Genomic DNA, 15012 nt, shown 5'->3' with positions numbered 1-15012 from the left:
GGCTTTGCTATTACATATAAAACAGTTTGTTTCTTTTTCAGATCCGTACTTCCATCCACCGGATCATATCCCCGATCACTTCGTCTTTACAGTATTCATTCAAAATCTCATGGAAAAGTCCGCCGTAGATCTTCATCTGTTTATCTTTTGATCCTGCTTCTTTAAAGAAATCATAGGTATCCTGTACACTTACCAGACCGTCTTTCTCACCGTGTGTCATAAGAACCGGATAATGAAACTCTGCTTTTTTCTCCTTGAACCAGTCAAGTCCGTCACAGATCGCATAGCATAAGCCTGCTGTAAAAGACTGTTTATTATATGGATCTTTTCCGTACCAGTCTACCACTTCCTGTACAGAGCATACACCGGAGCCCAGCTGATTGGTAAGACGTGTATGTACATCCATTCCTCCCGGCACTCCACGGATCAGATTTCCGTTATCTGCAGTCAGTGCACCGCTGGTAATGATTCCCCGGAGCTTTTTGTCCGGATATTTGGCTCCATACAGAGAAACGGTAAATCCTCCCATGCTGTGTCCGAGAAGGAACACCGGAATATCCGGATTTTCTTCAATGGCCATATCCACCACTACATTGGTATCATCCAGAAGTTCATTAAAATCCGAATAAAAAGTCTCCTCACCTTCGGATCGTCCATGTCCTCTGTGATCAAAACGGTAGGTACCGATTCCTACTTCATGAAGCTTCTCCGCAAAATAATCGTACCTGCCCTGATGCTCACAGAGACCGTGAACGATCACGATCACAGCCTTATTATCTGCTGCCGTTTCCTTTTTCAGATACAGTTTCGTTCTGTCAAACGATGTGATCATACTCTCACCCATAATAAAAACCTCCTTTTTCCTGCTGTAAGATACGCATCCCCATTATACGTCTCACGCTGTCTCATAGATTTATCATACCATGAAATCTGTATTTTGATAACCCCTGATTCCAATTATCAGCAATTATATATTTTTTATGGTAAATAGTAATAAATAAAGCATTGACACATTCTGTTCTCTGAACTATAATTGTTTTGTACAGCGAGGTACCTTTTTAAGGCATCTCGTTTTTTTGTTATATACAATTATTTATTTAAGGAGGAATCTATTATGACACCAATGAATAACGCTGATTATCTTACCCGACTGGAACATGCTGACGAACTGGAAGCTTTAAAAGCAGCAAAAAAAGCTTCCGGGCTGACTTACGAACAATTAGCCGAACTCATAGGAGTCAATAAAGTATGGCTCGCTTCTGTATTTGAAGGACAGCAGTATGTTCCGGAAGAATATACCCTGAAACTTGCAGAAGCGCTTAAAATCAGTCCATCCGCTACTGCATTTCTCAACAGCCATCCGTATAAAGGAAATACTGATCCGATTCTTTACCGGCTTCATGAAGTCATTGATACTTACGGTCCCGCTATCAAAGATATCATTCATGAACAGGGCGGAAACGCCATCATGAGTGCCATTGATTTCGGTCTGGATGTAGATGTGACCGAAGACGCGGAAGGAAATCACCGTGTTATCATTAAATTCGATGGTAAACTTCTTCCTTATGCTAAAAAGGGAAAATATCCGTGGTAGGAACAAAAACGCCAGTTTCGAGTTAATTTGAAACTGGCGTTTTTTTGCAAATCTTTATTCTACTTCTTCCGGCTCCATGCTGAGCACATGACCTTCCTGATTTTCGATATCGTATTTCTGTCCGTACTCCTTGAAGTACTGATAATATTCCACACTGTTGGTCGGATAAATCTTGGAATCATGGATATGAAGATCCGAACCGGTTTCTCCACTCTTCATAAGCGCAACCATAGCACTTGCACAGTGCGTTGCGATACGGCCAAAACTGTTCAGGATATCACTGAACACCGTTCCTTCTTCCAGTCCGCATTTGCCCTGGCTCAGGCGCTCTGCGTGGCGCATTTTCAGCATATCACAAAGTCCTGTGATCACAGCTCCCAGAGGTGCTACTCTCTGTGCCATTTCCTTATCATCTTTCATAAAAGCATTGCAGGTTATGTTGATATCCTCACGGACCGCTTCCATAACAACATTCAGCTCATCCCAGGCTTCCTGAGAAAAATTCGTGTGATTATCATGCATCTCGCTGGACATATGTGCAATATAAGAAGCATGATCACCAATACGCTCAAAGTCATTGATCGTATGCAGATACAGAGAAGTCTGTCTTGTCTGTGCAGAATTCATCTCTCTCTTGGTCAGCTGGATCAGATATTCTCCAAGACGACTTTCATACTTGTCGATCAGATCCTCTTTTCGCTGAACCTTATCGTATTTATCCTGCTGATAGTCATTCAGAAGGTTCATAGCTCTGTTGACATTTTTGCGGAGTTTCTTGGACATTCCGTTCATTACACGGTGGCACTGTGCGATGGCAAGGGCCGGGTAATTCAGAAGACGCTCCTCCAGAAGATCAAAGTCCGCCTCATCTTCCAAGTCCTCTTTGTTATCCTTCACAAGCCAGCATACCAGCTTCTCGATCTTTGGAATGAACGGGAACAGCACGATAACTGTTGCCAGACGGAAGACTGTGTTCAGAAGGGCGATCGCTACCGGTGTCATCGTCATATCCATAAATGTAAAATGTACAAATGCATTCACTGTGTAGAAGATCACAGACCACATGATAAGACCAAACAGATCATTGATCAGATACACAAGAGCAGTTCTCTTACCGTTCTTATTTGCACCAATCGCAGAAATAAGGACCGGACATGCAGCACCGACACCAATACCAAGAACGATTGGAAACGCACTTGCAAATGTCAGGATTCCGGTTACAGACAGCGCCTGAAGTACACCGACTGTTGCAGATGCGCTCTGCAGTACCGCGGTAAATGCAATACCAACCAGGATACCTGCGATCGGATTGGAAAACATAGTCAGCATCTTGATAAATACCGGGCTCTCACGCAGTGGGGATACCGCACCACTCATCATCTGCATACCTGTCATCAGGATCGCAAAACCAAGCATGATATTTCCTACATTCTTATGTAAGGTTCGCTTACAGAACATGCGGAAAATAATGCCAACAACTGCCACAACAGCTGAAATTGTTGCTGTGGAAAGAATACTTGCGATACCATTGGATCCTTCGATATAAGAAAGACATAAGATCCAGCCGGTGATACTGGTTCCGATATTCGCTCCCATGATGATACCGATCGCCTGTTTCAGCTTCATCATACCGGAGTTTACAAAACCGATTACCATAACTGTCGTCGCGGAAGACGACTGAATCACACTGGTAACACCAGTGCCAAGTGCGACACCCTTCAGTGGAGTATTGGTCATCTTATAGAGAAACGCTTCGAGCTTATTTCCAGCTGCCAGCTTCAGACCATCGCCCATTAAGGACATTCCAAACAAAAATAATGATACTCCACACAACAAAGATAAGATCATTGAAAAAATTGCCATAATTTTCTCCTTTGTCATACTCGCTTCCTGTCAGCATCTGCCAGGAGCCGTGTTATCCCGAAAATGTAATTTTACATTTCCTTAATCTGGATTTTTCTTATTTTTAACATTTTCCCATTTATTATGCCACATCGCTTCCCATATTACAACAGCTGATTTATTTCAAAAATAAAAAAAATTTGAAGACTGTCCTTTGATTTTCAAAAGTCAGCCTTCAATCTGAGTATTTTTGAGTAATTATTCACAAAATTTATGCCATATAGAAAAAACAGCTCCACGATATTTGTTCCATATCGCAAAGCTGTTTTTATTATTTTTGAGAATTATTTTGTTGTGTCTGCTTTCGCATCGGCAATAACTGAGAAGTAGCAAAGATCATCTAATGCAACTTTGAGTGTTTTATTCTCTTTATCAACACTGATCGGATCTACAACTGACCACTCATTTTTCTCTGCGTTATAGCATAACAACTGAATGTTCTCCATGTCATCTGTGATGCTTGGGATAGAAATTTCAACCTCATATTTGCCATCTGCATTCTTTTCAGCTCTGGTAGCATCAAGAACTTTAAACTGTGTAAAGCCTGTAACGAAATCTTTTCCGTCAAGTTTCTCGATTACTTCCTCAAGTTTTGCTTTCAGAGTTTCATCTTTCTCATCTGTTGCAAGAGCCTTCAGAACATCGATGAATTCAGGCATATCCATTTTGCCTTCTCCAACTTTCTGGAATGCTTCTGCAATTGTCGGATACTTCTGCTGAAGATCCTTAACTCCTTCTGTATCTTCGATCTTCTGAATGATCTCATAGATCTGAGACTGCTCCTGGCTTACCGTAACATCCTTAGTACGACTTCCGTCTGCGCTGACACAAAAAGCACATCCTACACTGAGAACTGCTGCTAACGCAAGTGCCATGAATTTCTTTGCAATTTTCATAATGCACCTCTCCTTTTGAGTGAAATATTTAGATAATAGCACTTTCTGTACTATCAATCTCTTAGATATAATAATAAATCAAACTGAAAAAAATATCAATCATTTTTCTCATAAAACATGGAAATAATCATTTCTGTCAATGCATCTTCATCAATATGATATTCATCAAAATTCTCTCCTTCAGTTCCCTGTCCCGGAACTGTCTGAGTATCGGAAATACCATTCTGTGAAGCAACGAGAAGTTTTGCAAAAACATCATTTCCCATACTGGTTACTGTATAATCTTTAATACTGCTGTAAAGATCAGCAACGAATCCGGCATTTTGACTCGCCTCATCCTGGCATTTTTTCAACAGAGCCTGAATATAAGTTTTCTGACGTTCCTGTCTTACAAGTGCACTCTGACTCTTTTTTGTATCACGATAGTGTACAAACTGCTCTGCATTTTCACCTGTCAATGTTACGGTTGAACCTTCTTTAAAATCCGGATTCACATCCTCAAGACTGCTATCTGGTACTGTAATCTCCACACCACCTACAAAATCTGTCAGAGCCGCAATTCCGTCCATATTCATAGAACAGTATCCCTGGATCGGGACACCATCCAGCATATTGGAAACTGCTGTTTTCATAAGCTCACAGCTTTTCTGTTTTCCATCGCCATACGCATACTGGATATTAATATGATCGGTAGTCATACCAAGACTTTTTCCACTTGGATTGAATACTTCAATTTTTGTCATGGAATCTCTTGGAATAAACAGAACTTTCAGTTGCTCTGTTGCTCTGTCCATGGAAACCAGAAAAATGGAATCCGCCTGACCGGCATCTTTCTGAGATTCATATGTATCAACATTTTCTCTGGTATCAATTCCCATAAACAGGTAGTTACTCAAATGGTCATTATATTTGTAAGTGCTTCCCTGATACTCTATGGTATCTGCGTCATTCTGTGTCTGACTTCGTTCTGCCTGACCGGAAACTTTCATTTTGGATTCTGTTTTTGTCTGTTTCCAAAGATAATATACGCCGACGAAAACAGCTGCCAGAATAATTATTATGATCAGCACAGTCAGATATATTTTTCTCTGATGTGCAGTGTTTCTTCCTGAATTCTTCATTTCCTATCCTTCAGTCTTATTCCATGGATATCCATAAAACAAATTCTTCGCCTGTATCTTAATTTTTGCTGATATAATTTAATTCTTCCAGTTTTTGGAGGATTGCCTCAGCCATTGCCTGCTGTGCTTCCTTTGTGGATGCAGGCTGTGGTGTCACAGATGCCAGGCTGATATAATGTTCTCCCCATTTCTGACTGAGCACCTGATCCAAAGCATCTGATGTCACAGTGCCATCCATTGGTCTGGTTCCCACTACAAGGAATTCTTCCTTATCCTGGAATGTATTCAGAATATTCTCCTGCTGCTCTGCAAGTTCGGCCGGGTCATGATTCCAGCCACCATAATATCCCATAAAAATAACCGGGATACAGTCCAAATCATTTCTGGTTGTCTCTTCTTCTGTCAGGTCACGGATTCCAGTTTCTGTTACATTCAGCTGTGCACCATTAGCAGCCTGCTGATGTTTGGTGATATATCCCTGGATCGTATCGTCACTTACTCCCGCCATTTTCATCATGGAAAGAGTTCCACCACCCTGAAGCGTTTTATTGATCACGGTAAGGTTGCTGTATCCATTCTCTGTGAGAAGTTTCTGAAGTACTGCCATATAGGAATAGGTATTTGATTCCTCTCCATTGATCAGATCATCTCCCCAGCACACAATACCTGAAATTTCTTTTTTTGTGTCTGCGGTATCAGCTGCTGTTTCATCCGTGCTGTCTGTACTATCCGCAGATTCTGTTGTATCAGAATCAGTTGCTGCATTTGCTTTTTTGTCATCTGCCTTATCGCTGCTGTCTGCTGAATCCGCATCGGACTTAGCATCTACACTGTCAGAAGACTTTGAACTATCATCTGCCGCCCCGTCTTCTTTCTCCAGCTGTGAAGCGTGTTCTTTTACAGCCTCATAATCTTCAATACCCTTCTGCTCACTTCCGGCAAGCTTTTCCAGACGGTGTGCTTCCGCTTTTTCAGATTCACGGCTCATCATAAAAATAGAGCCAAGAACTCCGATCAGCAAAATACAGATGATTGCCAACAGTATATTAAGTTTTTTACTGTTTCTTTTATTTCCGTTCACTTTTTCCCAGCTTTCTTTTTTATTTATTCTCTTCTTCCGCCCGACGGTAATATTCTCCATAATGTTTGTAATAGGAGGAATAATATTTATCCGCTTTCGTGTCGATCTTATTCATAACTGCACCAAGAATCTGACAGCCGCTTCTTTCAAGCTGTGAAAGTGCTCTCTGTGCATCTTTATATCTGACATTTCCCGGCTCGATCAGGAAAACAGCACCATCACAATATCTTCCGATCACTGCCGCATCAACAACAGTTCCAATTGGCGGAGTGTCAATCAATATGTAACTGTAGTATTCACGGACCTTCTTCAGAAAAACCTGAAAGACATTTTCACTGAGTAAGCCTGACGGGTTCGGTGCAGAAGGACCACCAAAAATGATATCCATATTCTCAAAATTGGTTTCATAAATAATATCATTGATATTTGCCTGTCCACTTAAGAACTGAGAAAGGCCCCGTACCTCTTCTTCAACCCCGAGACGGCCTACATAAGCGGTTTTACGGATATCCGCATCCAGAAGAAGTACCTTCTTTCCGATACTTCCAAGTTCCTGTGCAAGACTTAAAACAACATCACTCTTTCCCTCATTTGGAAAACAGCTTGTGATCAGAATTGTCTTTATGCTCTGGCCGGACAGCTGAATATTCGTACGCAGCGTTTTGATCGCTTCGTTATAGTAATAATTATTTTTACGTTTATCTGTTAACGTGATTTTCTTCATTGTTCAGATTCCTCCATTTGCTTTAGCGATGACTTTTTTTCTTATTCTTTTTACTTTTTACATTTACAAAGTCTTTTCTGTCAGGAACCTTTGCAAGTACGGAAATTCCCAGATATTTCTCAATATCCTCTTCTGTCTTGATCGTATCATCCATTATCGTAAGAACTACAACAATCGCCGCACATGCTACAAATCCGAGAAGGAAACCGATTTCTGCATTTTTCTTCACGCTTGGTGATGTTCTGATCGTAGCAATCTTACCAACCTCGATGATCTTAGGCGGAACAACTTCCATTTTGTCTCCGATAAAGGAAGATGAAACATTGGCAACTTCATCTACGATTTCCTTTGCAAGAGCGGAATCCGCATTATTTACTGTGATCTCCAGAATACGAGTATCTGTTGGATTGTTAATGGAAATCGTCTTTCTCAGATCTTCTGCTGTCATATCCAGTTTCAGATTCTCGATAACTTGTTCCAGAACCGGTGTACTGGTAATCAGTACCGTATAATCGCTGGTCAGGCTAGCTCCCAGCTGCAGATCCGCCAGAGAAGTCAATGTAGTTTCCTTGGAAAGTACCAACATACTGGATGTGGAACTATAAATTGGTGTCATCATAAACTGCGTATATGCTCCGGCACCACATCCACCGATCAACGCTACCATCAGAATCAGCAGGATTTTTCTCTTCAGAGCCTGAAGAATCTCTCTTAAATCAATTTCCACTTCATCATCATTGACATCTGATGCAACTACCGCAGGTATTTTACTGTTTTCTAATTTACCGTCCAAATTGTTCACCATTGTAATTTCCTTTTCCTTCTTTAATAATGTAATACTTCGTTACTGACAATTCTTCACAGTAACATATTTTTTGATAAACCGAATATATTCTACCGTAGGATGCCCCAAAAGTCAATTGCATGATCCGATTTTCACGTCAGATTTTCGTGTTTGAAAGAAATTCGATCAGACGGGACTAATAAAATATTCCACAAAATATAAAGCTCTATGAATATGTTCAAACACCATGGTCTGTTGTCTGAAATTCATTTTATCAAAGCATAAATTGCGTTTATTTATCACAAATAAAAAATATTACCCCGAAATTGTATGTGATTAGTCAAGCGGATATTCGCAATCCGCTTCGCTACTTGCTCATAACCAAATAACTGCTCCGCAGTTTATCAGGAAGAGCTTGCACTCCTCCTGATACAAGCAAGTCCCCACCCACTGCTTATTGCTTTTCGCAATTGAAGCAGGGGACTTACTTGATTTGGTTAAAGTTTTCTGTCGTCTTTTTCCTTGTGGATACTTCTGACAAATTCTTTAATTTTTCTGAGCCAGCCCGGTGTCCTCTCAGGATTCTTACTTCTATTGTTCATCTCCTCTTTATGGATATACTCCATAAATGCCTCAAGATCATTGACATACCTGCCATTATGATTTCTTGAAGTTAATAGTACTGCCGGCGTGCATTCTGTTCCAGGTACTAATTGTTCTATTTCATCAAATAATTCTTTAAAACGATCACCGGGAACCATATATATGTAATTGAATTTTGTTTGGTCAGAATATACAATATCAAATTCTATTCCTCCGATATCCGTACAAAATTCATTTTCCTGCTTTTCTATAACAGCAGATATCATTCCAACTATACGCTCATACTGGGCTTTAAAAAACGGTTTATCTATTTTATAACTCCATTTTATTTTTGGATTGAACCTGGTTTCAATTTCCGGATTGTATTCATATGAAATTGAATCTTCTGTAAGGATCAGTTTATCAGTAAAAGCATCCTGCACAGGTCCAAAACCAGATGAACTTTCTATTATAATCTGAATAATATCTTTCATAATTCCTCCAGTTGATTATTGTTATACAACTCAAGTCCAGCGGATATTCGCGATTGAAGCAAGGAGACTTCCCTGATTCGGTTGACTACTTCTGATATAAATATTATCTATGATCAGATTTTTATTTCAAATCCTCGTGTTTTGAAGGAATTTCAATCAAACCGAACTGATAAAACATTCCATAAAGATAGGAAACTCCACGAATATCCCCCAACGCCTTAGGCCGTGGCACCATCGGTTTACCCGCTGTCTTTTCAAACGCTTTCATCACAGAACTCCACGCCAAGCTTTTACTGTTTTTTCGCCTGTCAATCCATAATTCTTTCGTCAGCTCGCCATTTCTCCCCTTCTTCAACTGATAGGTAAACGGGAGCCCGGAAACTGTCTGAAATTCATATCCCTGAAAAGCAAGAATACACTCCCAGAGATGTTCCGGGTCGTGGTATTTCTGTAAGTCTTTTATTGCCTGTTGCTGTTGCTGATATTGTTGTAAGTCTGTGTATTGCATAAATGTTATTGTCCTTTGAGTTGGTATAATGTTGTTTTCTACTAATTATAGCAAATCTCTTAAATAATTCAATCTCTTTACAACGGTGATAAAATATAGTGCAAGAGCTGATAAAATGCTATACCATAAAACATTAACTTTGTTATACACCCTGTGTCAGAATAAACATATTATCTAGTAGCTTTTTTACGATATTTATTTTTTCCTCCCAAGACTGCAATGTCCGTAAAGACGTCATATTTCATAAGATCGTCTTGCGTTACTATTATTTCCCTTAGACAGTCTTCGAGACAATCTTTCATGCACGGCTCAGACACAATCGCCTCATATAATTTACCAATCGTTAAATTAAAATACCAATATGTCCACTCATTTTTATTATTTATCAACTGTGCTTCTGGTTTCAATTTCACTGCATTTATTACATTAACCTCTCTTAAAATTCTTCGTTCTTTATTTCGATTATAATCTCCTACCCACATTACCTTACCTGCAATACAATCCTGATAAAATCCTGTTCTCCTAACATAAATAAGGTAATATCTATCCGTACTATCAATAATATTTTTCGGTACAGTTCCGCTTTCGGCTAAAATTCTATTAAAGTTATCATCAAAATTCTTATCTGTTTTATAAAAATAATCCTGGTATTCTATCTTATACAGATCACATAATTTTTTCGCTGTTTCCTCTGTGACAATTGCATTTTTTTTTCTATCCTTTCTAAATTTCTTACTGAATAGCCTATTTCATTTGCTACGTATTCCTTGGATAATTTAAAGCATTCTCTCAAAATCCTAAGATCTGATTTTATATTTCATTTTTAATTACATTCCTTCAATTGTCTTTCATCCAGCGCTAAATGTTAACTGTATTATAACAATTTTCATATTATTCCTCAACGACACGTTTCCATTAGTCTCAAGAGCCTTGAACCCCTTATATTTACTGTATTTTTGGACATTTCAAATTTCTCACCGTGTGACCATTTTTTATCATTTCTTTCGGTAAGTGCTTCAAAACATGGCGTAGTGCAACATAACAGTTTTTCTGTTATGATATCTACATCATTGTTTGAGGCACTTACACACGTTTCTCGATCACTTTCATTTCCCCGCCACAGATATCGCACTTTTCTTCTGGAGGAATGATGTATTCCTCAATCTCTTCCGGAAAGCCTGCCAGCATCTCTGCACGTACACCCGGCTGACGTGCTGTACGTTTATACAATCTTACTGCAATCTTTGCCTTCGACAGGTTTAGCGTAAGCGCAAAATATTGCTACGTTACTCATGAATTACGCTTGCACCAAAATGATAGATGCAATCCTTATAACATTCCTTTATTTTTGTAATAATCATACAAACAACCCGATCATTCTTATTGCAACCTACACAATGATTTAGTCATCTCTTATGATGTCTACACAATGGAATATTAGCAGTTTTCGACCGTTACTCAACGACACGCAGATAAATGCAGTTATCAGTATTAACGCCCTACTGCACAAAACATGATTTTCACAGTAAAATACAGCGCATATTTATGCAAAAAGGCGTATATTTGTATGTATATTCAACTCCACCATAGGCCATCAGACCACGACTGATTTTGCCCCGTAGACATTTTTAGGGGACAGTAATTACAATAAAATTGCAATCCACATTCGGAATATCAAACTTCATTTCTATAACTTCGAATGCACCCCATCCACCCCCAAAAGGAGGCCACATGGTTCTCTGGCGACGCCTGCGGGGGCCGCCGGGCGGTATTCAACCCGAAGAGGTTGCGTCACTGGTGCTTCCTCTTTTGCTGATTTCTCAGCATCTATATAAGAGGCATTTCTGCCGCTTATTAACTTTTTGATCCAGATCTTTTCTGAAAGCTTTGCTGGCATTTGCAGGCCAGGTTTCTGGAGCCGTTCAGAAAGCGGTTGATCTGGTGGCCGTTCTGGCAGATGAACAATTTGCTCTGTTTTTTTCCGGGTGAACCGCAGATTGAGCAGTATTTTTCTGTTCCATCGGCGCGTAGTTCCAAAACAAGGATTCCTTCTGCCCAGGCTTTATATTTCAGATAATTTCGTATCTTTGTGCTCAGATGAAGCGGGGAATCATTGCCGCTTCTGTATATGGTCATACGGTAAAAATCCTCATCATATTCCGGAAGAACAATAATTCCTGCCTGGTTCTCTTTGCAAAAATCCAGAATTTCTCTGCTTACCTGATGTGCATAATGCTCGTTCAGGTGTTTATAACGCATGTAATATTTTTTATTTGGCTGATCCACGTTGTCTTTATCCGTAAAAACTTTGGATGCTTCTATTTTTTTCAGCAATGTTTTGCAGTGATGACGATATGCATTTCCTCCGTGACAGTTTTTCACACTGACTGGTCTGGACCGTTCATCCAGCACACTGCATACCGCAAAACTATCCGTATTTGTAAAACGCACACCACATACTCTGCAGCCTTCTTTCATCCGTTCTTTTGCAGTCCTGGCATCCGAATTTTCCTGCTTCACAGGAACATGCAACATCAGCCATTTTCCCTCGTGAACCAGAGTCGGTGAAAGTACCGCCGCATTTACCGGAAAAGAGCGTCCTGTAAGTCCGCATTCCGTCCAGATCCATTTCTTTCCATTCCAAAGTTTCAAAACTACAGAAGTGGATGTAAAATCTCTGTACATCCCTTTAAAAAAAGTAATATTCGCTTCAATCTTCTGTGGAAAACATCCGGAAGCAGCCGCTGTTTTTACTGCCATAGACGCCTTATTCATTGCGGACCGTCGAAAGTAAACCGGAAGTTTTCCCCCTGGTGGAAGATATTCAGGAACTCTTCCATCTTTTCCAGGAACCGTTAATTTCTCCAGCTGTCCCTGGATCGTAAGAAGATTTTCTGTCCAGAGTTCATTTCTGTCCTTTAAAAGCTCATAATAAAAAACAACTGCCTCGCAATATAACTTCTCTGTTTCCGCAAGTATCTGCTTTTCAGAACAGAAAAGCCGCATGCGCCATGTCCTGATACTGTATCCTGTCTTCATGGAATCACTTTCTGCTGTTATTGTTCGCTTAATATTTTCATAAGCGAAAAAGCAGCGAAATCTCTTATATTAAGCGGCTTTTCCAGTTATGTCAGTTCTATATCTGACCACTTATTGACTACTTTAAAAAAATAGAAAATACGTAGAAACATTGATTTTACAAGGATTTGAGTAAAAGAAAAGTGACCACTAATAAGATTTTGGATGTATGATCAAAGATTTTTTTGGCATAAATTGTTGAAAATAGTTGTAGAAATCGTCATTTTTAGCTTATAAAGCGTCATTTGCACGCCTTGACAAAGGAAAATGACGATGGTATCATTACAAAAGGTTGTAGAAATATGTCTTTTTAGTCTGTGATTTATGAAGATATTTTACGACACCATTTCTCCCGGGCAGTATCTAAACTCCCTGCTGCATCCGTCTGGTAAATTATTCTTTCAAATGTTATACTGTTAACACAGTGTTATTTCCACTATAATAAACATCAAAAAATCCACCCCAAAAAAGGAAACACATATGCAGAGAATTATTACCTATACCATCTTATCCGGAGATTCCGAAACTTCCGTTCTTTCTTTTCTCAGAAAAAATGGTTTTTCCAAACATATATTGACAACTATGAAGCGTGCAGAGCATGCGATCCTGCTGAACGGGCATCCGGCTTTTGGCAGGACGGTTCTGAAAGAGGGGGATGTTCTTCGGATCCTTGTCCCGGAAGAAAACGGAGCAGCTGATAACGGATCGGCTGCTTCCATCATCCCGGTGCAGCTGCCGCTGGATATCCTGTATGAGGATGAAGATATCCTTGTCCTGAACAAACCTGCTGATATGCCTGTGCATCCTTCTGCCGGGAACTACGAGAATACTCTTGCCAACGGAGTGGCCTGGTATTATAAACAGCAGGGGGGAAATTTTGTCTACCGCTGTATCAACCGGCTGGACCGGGACACTACCGGTGTCCTCGTCCTGGCAAAAAATCCCTTAAGTGGTGCACTTCTGTCTGCTCAGATGAAACAGCGCCAGATCCGCCGCACTTATCTGGCTCTTACAGATGGAATTCCACCGGAAAGAGGAACCGTTTCCGCGCCCATTGCACGAATGGATGACTCCGTTATCACCAGAGAAGTAAACTGGGAGCATGGAGAAACTGCGGTAACTCATTATGAACGCCTTGCTGTCAGTAACGGCTATTCTCTTGTGGAACTTCATCTGGACACGGGACGTACACATCAGATCCGTGTCCATATGAAATACATCGGCTGTCCTCTCCCCGGAGATTTCCTTTATCATCCGGTTTTTGACCGGATCAGCCGGCAGGCACTCCACTCTTTTCAGTTGGAATTCTGCCACCCCATCACAAAAAAACCTCTGCGTTTTCTGGCCCCTGTACCGGAAGATTTCCAGAAAGCATTTGCAGAAAAAAGCCTGTAAAAATAAACAAACACAAAAAAACAGCTGCCTTATGTGCATTACATTCCCTGCACACAGACAGCTGTTTCACCATTTCTGTTAATTATTTATTTTTCTCATAAATCACAAGCAGTCCTTTAAGCAGAAGATCCTCATCCAGGATGATCTCTTTCTTACAGTGAGAAACGATCTTCTTTGCAAGGCCGCCAGTTGCGATCACGGTTGCCTTTTCTCCAAGTTCCTCTTCCACACGGTCAACAATTCCGTCAATAGCCGCTGCATTGCTGTAGAGCACACCGCTCTTCATGCACTCGATGGTATTTTTTCCAAGTACATGTTTCGGTGCGTCAATACTGATCCCGCTGAGCTGGGATGCTCTGGCTGTCAGTGCGTCCAGAGATACACCTACGCCTGGCATGATCATACCACCGATATACTGTTTCTTATCATTGACAACGGAGACGGTGGTTGCAGTTCCCATATCGATCACAATAAAAGGGACCGGATACTCGTTCAGACCAGCTACCGCATTTGCCACAAGGTCCGCTCCAAGCTGTCCCGGATTATCCATCATGATATTCAGGCCTGTTTTTACTCCAGGTCCCAGTACCATAACCTCTTTTTTCAGGATTTTTTCTGCCGCCAGCTTGGCAATATTGGTGATCTGCGGAACAACGGAGGAAATAATACAACCTTCAATATCTGTTTTTTTGATGTGATAAATATCCAGCACTGTCTTGAGATCAACGGCATATTCCAGTTCTGTCTTGGTCCGCACAGTGGAAAGCCGCTCAATAAAATATGTTTTTTTGTCATCAATACATCCGACAACAATGTTTGTGTTTCCAATATCAATTGCTAAAATCATAATTTT

General features: G+C 40.4%; 15 protein-coding genes. 2 read left to right on the top strand and 13 right to left on the bottom strand.

Features of this window, described 5'->3' with window-relative positions; all coding sequences use genetic code 11:
* Window positions 1–37: 37 nt before the first annotated feature.
* Window positions 38–844, bottom strand: coding sequence for an alpha/beta hydrolase (locus GPK81_RS09030; protein WP_215706912.1), 807 nt, complete (start codon window positions 842–844; stop codon window positions 38–40).
* A 270-nt stretch (window positions 845–1114) separates the two neighbouring features.
* On the opposite strand from GPK81_RS09030, the gene GPK81_RS09025 reads away from it, so the two are divergent.
* Entirely contained in the window at window positions 1115–1594 is a 480-nt protein-coding gene (locus GPK81_RS09025) for a cyanase (RefSeq protein ID WP_021978103.1), read from the top strand.
* Between the two features lie 54 nt (window positions 1595–1648).
* Here the strand turns inward: GPK81_RS09025 and GPK81_RS09020 are convergent, their stop codons facing one another.
* The 11 genes from GPK81_RS09020 to GPK81_RS08970 form a co-directional block, all read right to left on the bottom strand.
* Window positions 1649–3457 (bottom strand): Na/Pi cotransporter family protein, encoded by a 1809-nt coding sequence (locus GPK81_RS09020; protein WP_021978104.1) that lies wholly within the window; start codon window positions 3455–3457, stop codon window positions 1649–1651.
* A 323-nt stretch (window positions 3458–3780) separates the two neighbouring features.
* Entirely contained in the window at window positions 3781–4392 is a 612-nt protein-coding gene (locus GPK81_RS09015; RefSeq protein ID WP_021978105.1) for a hypothetical protein, read from the bottom strand.
* 95 nt (window positions 4393–4487) lie between these two features.
* Window positions 4488–5513, bottom strand: coding sequence for an LCP family protein (locus GPK81_RS09010; RefSeq protein WP_215706911.1), 1026 nt, complete (start codon window positions 5511–5513; stop codon window positions 4488–4490).
* A gap of 58 nt (window positions 5514–5571) precedes the next feature.
* Window positions 5572–6594, bottom strand: a complete 1023-nt coding sequence (locus tag GPK81_RS09005; protein ID WP_242997111.1) for a hypothetical protein — start codon at window positions 6592–6594, stop codon at window positions 5572–5574.
* A gap of 19 nt (window positions 6595–6613) precedes the next feature.
* Window positions 6614–7318, bottom strand: coding sequence for a CpsD/CapB family tyrosine-protein kinase (locus tag GPK81_RS09000; RefSeq protein WP_118064510.1), 705 nt, complete (start codon window positions 7316–7318; stop codon window positions 6614–6616).
* A 22-nt stretch (window positions 7319–7340) separates the two neighbouring features.
* Window positions 7341–8123, bottom strand: a complete 783-nt coding sequence (locus GPK81_RS08995) for a YveK family protein (RefSeq protein ID WP_021978109.1) — start codon at window positions 8121–8123, stop codon at window positions 7341–7343.
* A 476-nt stretch (window positions 8124–8599) separates the two neighbouring features.
* The gene (locus GPK81_RS08990; RefSeq protein WP_021978110.1) at window positions 8600–9178 is read right to left on the bottom strand and encodes a hypothetical protein; all 579 of its coding nucleotides are present in this window, start codon (window positions 9176–9178) and stop codon (window positions 8600–8602) included.
* 121 nt (window positions 9179–9299) lie between these two features.
* Complete coding sequence (locus GPK81_RS08985) at window positions 9300–9686, bottom strand: hypothetical protein (RefSeq protein ID WP_021978111.1); 387 nt, start codon at window positions 9684–9686, stop codon at window positions 9300–9302.
* A gap of 170 nt (window positions 9687–9856) precedes the next feature.
* Window positions 9857–10168 (bottom strand): hypothetical protein, encoded by a 312-nt coding sequence (locus GPK81_RS08980; protein ID WP_215706910.1) that lies wholly within the window; start codon window positions 10166–10168, stop codon window positions 9857–9859.
* A 601-nt stretch (window positions 10169–10769) separates the two neighbouring features.
* Window positions 10770–10916 carry a hypothetical protein gene (locus tag GPK81_RS08975; RefSeq protein WP_178087457.1) on the bottom strand — a complete coding sequence of 49 codons (147 nt, stop codon included), beginning with the start codon at window positions 10914–10916 and terminating at the stop codon, window positions 10770–10772.
* Between the two features lie 624 nt (window positions 10917–11540).
* Window positions 11541–12725, bottom strand: a complete 1185-nt coding sequence (locus tag GPK81_RS08970; protein WP_215706909.1) for a zinc ribbon domain-containing protein — start codon at window positions 12723–12725, stop codon at window positions 11541–11543.
* Between the two features lie 519 nt (window positions 12726–13244).
* Here GPK81_RS08970 and GPK81_RS08965 point away from each other — a divergent pair.
* Entirely contained in the window at window positions 13245–14159 is a 915-nt protein-coding gene (locus tag GPK81_RS08965; RefSeq protein ID WP_118070110.1) for an RluA family pseudouridine synthase, read from the top strand.
* A gap of 82 nt (window positions 14160–14241) precedes the next feature.
* Here GPK81_RS08965 and GPK81_RS08960 read toward each other — a convergent pair whose 3' ends face one another.
* A complete protein-coding gene (locus tag GPK81_RS08960) occupies window positions 14242–15006 on the bottom strand; it encodes a type III pantothenate kinase (protein ID WP_021978116.1) in 765 nt (254 codons plus the stop codon).
* Window positions 15007–15012 lie beyond the last annotated feature (6 nt).

Source organism: Blautia sp. MCC283 (assembly GCF_018785565.1).
In the GTDB taxonomy this organism is placed as follows: domain Bacteria; phylum Bacillota; class Clostridia; order Lachnospirales; family Lachnospiraceae; genus Blautia_A.
The sequence above is the reverse complement of the archived record's forward strand: the minus strand, read 5'-3'. Positions and strand labels throughout refer to the sequence as shown.

Bases quoted from the DNA above. Each gene is read 5' to 3' on its own strand.
- GPK81_RS08995 (WP_021978109.1), bottom strand. From the start codon at position 8,123: ATGGTGAACAATTTGGACGGTAAATTAGAAAACAGTAAAATACCTGCG.
- GPK81_RS09030 (WP_215706912.1), bottom strand. From the start codon at position 844: ATGGGTGAGAGTATGATCACATCGTTTGACAGAACGAAACTGTATCTG.
- GPK81_RS08990 (WP_021978110.1), bottom strand. From the start codon at position 9,178: ATGAAAGATATTATTCAGATTATAATAGAAAGTTCATCTGGTTTTGGA.
- GPK81_RS09025 (WP_021978103.1), top strand. From the start codon at position 1,115: ATGACACCAATGAATAACGCTGATTATCTTACCCGACTGGAACATGCT.
- GPK81_RS09010 (WP_215706911.1), bottom strand. From the start codon at position 5,513: ATGAAGAATTCAGGAAGAAACACTGCACATCAGAGAAAAATATATCTG.
- GPK81_RS08985 (WP_021978111.1), bottom strand. From the start codon at position 9,686: ATGCAATACACAGACTTACAACAATATCAGCAACAGCAACAGGCAATA.
- GPK81_RS09020 (WP_021978104.1), bottom strand. From the start codon at position 3,457: ATGGCAATTTTTTCAATGATCTTATCTTTGTTGTGTGGAGTATCATTA.
- GPK81_RS08970 (WP_215706909.1), bottom strand. From the start codon at position 12,725: ATGAAGACAGGATACAGTATCAGGACATGGCGCATGCGGCTTTTCTGT.
- GPK81_RS08965 (WP_118070110.1), top strand. From the start codon at position 13,245: ATGCAGAGAATTATTACCTATACCATCTTATCCGGAGATTCCGAAACT.
- GPK81_RS09000 (WP_118064510.1), bottom strand. From the start codon at position 7,318: ATGAAGAAAATCACGTTAACAGATAAACGTAAAAATAATTATTACTAT.
- GPK81_RS08980 (WP_215706910.1), bottom strand. From the start codon at position 10,168: ATGTGGGTAGGAGATTATAATCGAAATAAAGAACGAAGAATTTTAAGA.
- GPK81_RS09015 (WP_021978105.1), bottom strand. From the start codon at position 4,392: ATGAAAATTGCAAAGAAATTCATGGCACTTGCGTTAGCAGCAGTTCTC.
- GPK81_RS08960 (WP_021978116.1), bottom strand. From the start codon at position 15,006: ATGATTTTAGCAATTGATATTGGAAACACAAACATTGTTGTCGGATGT.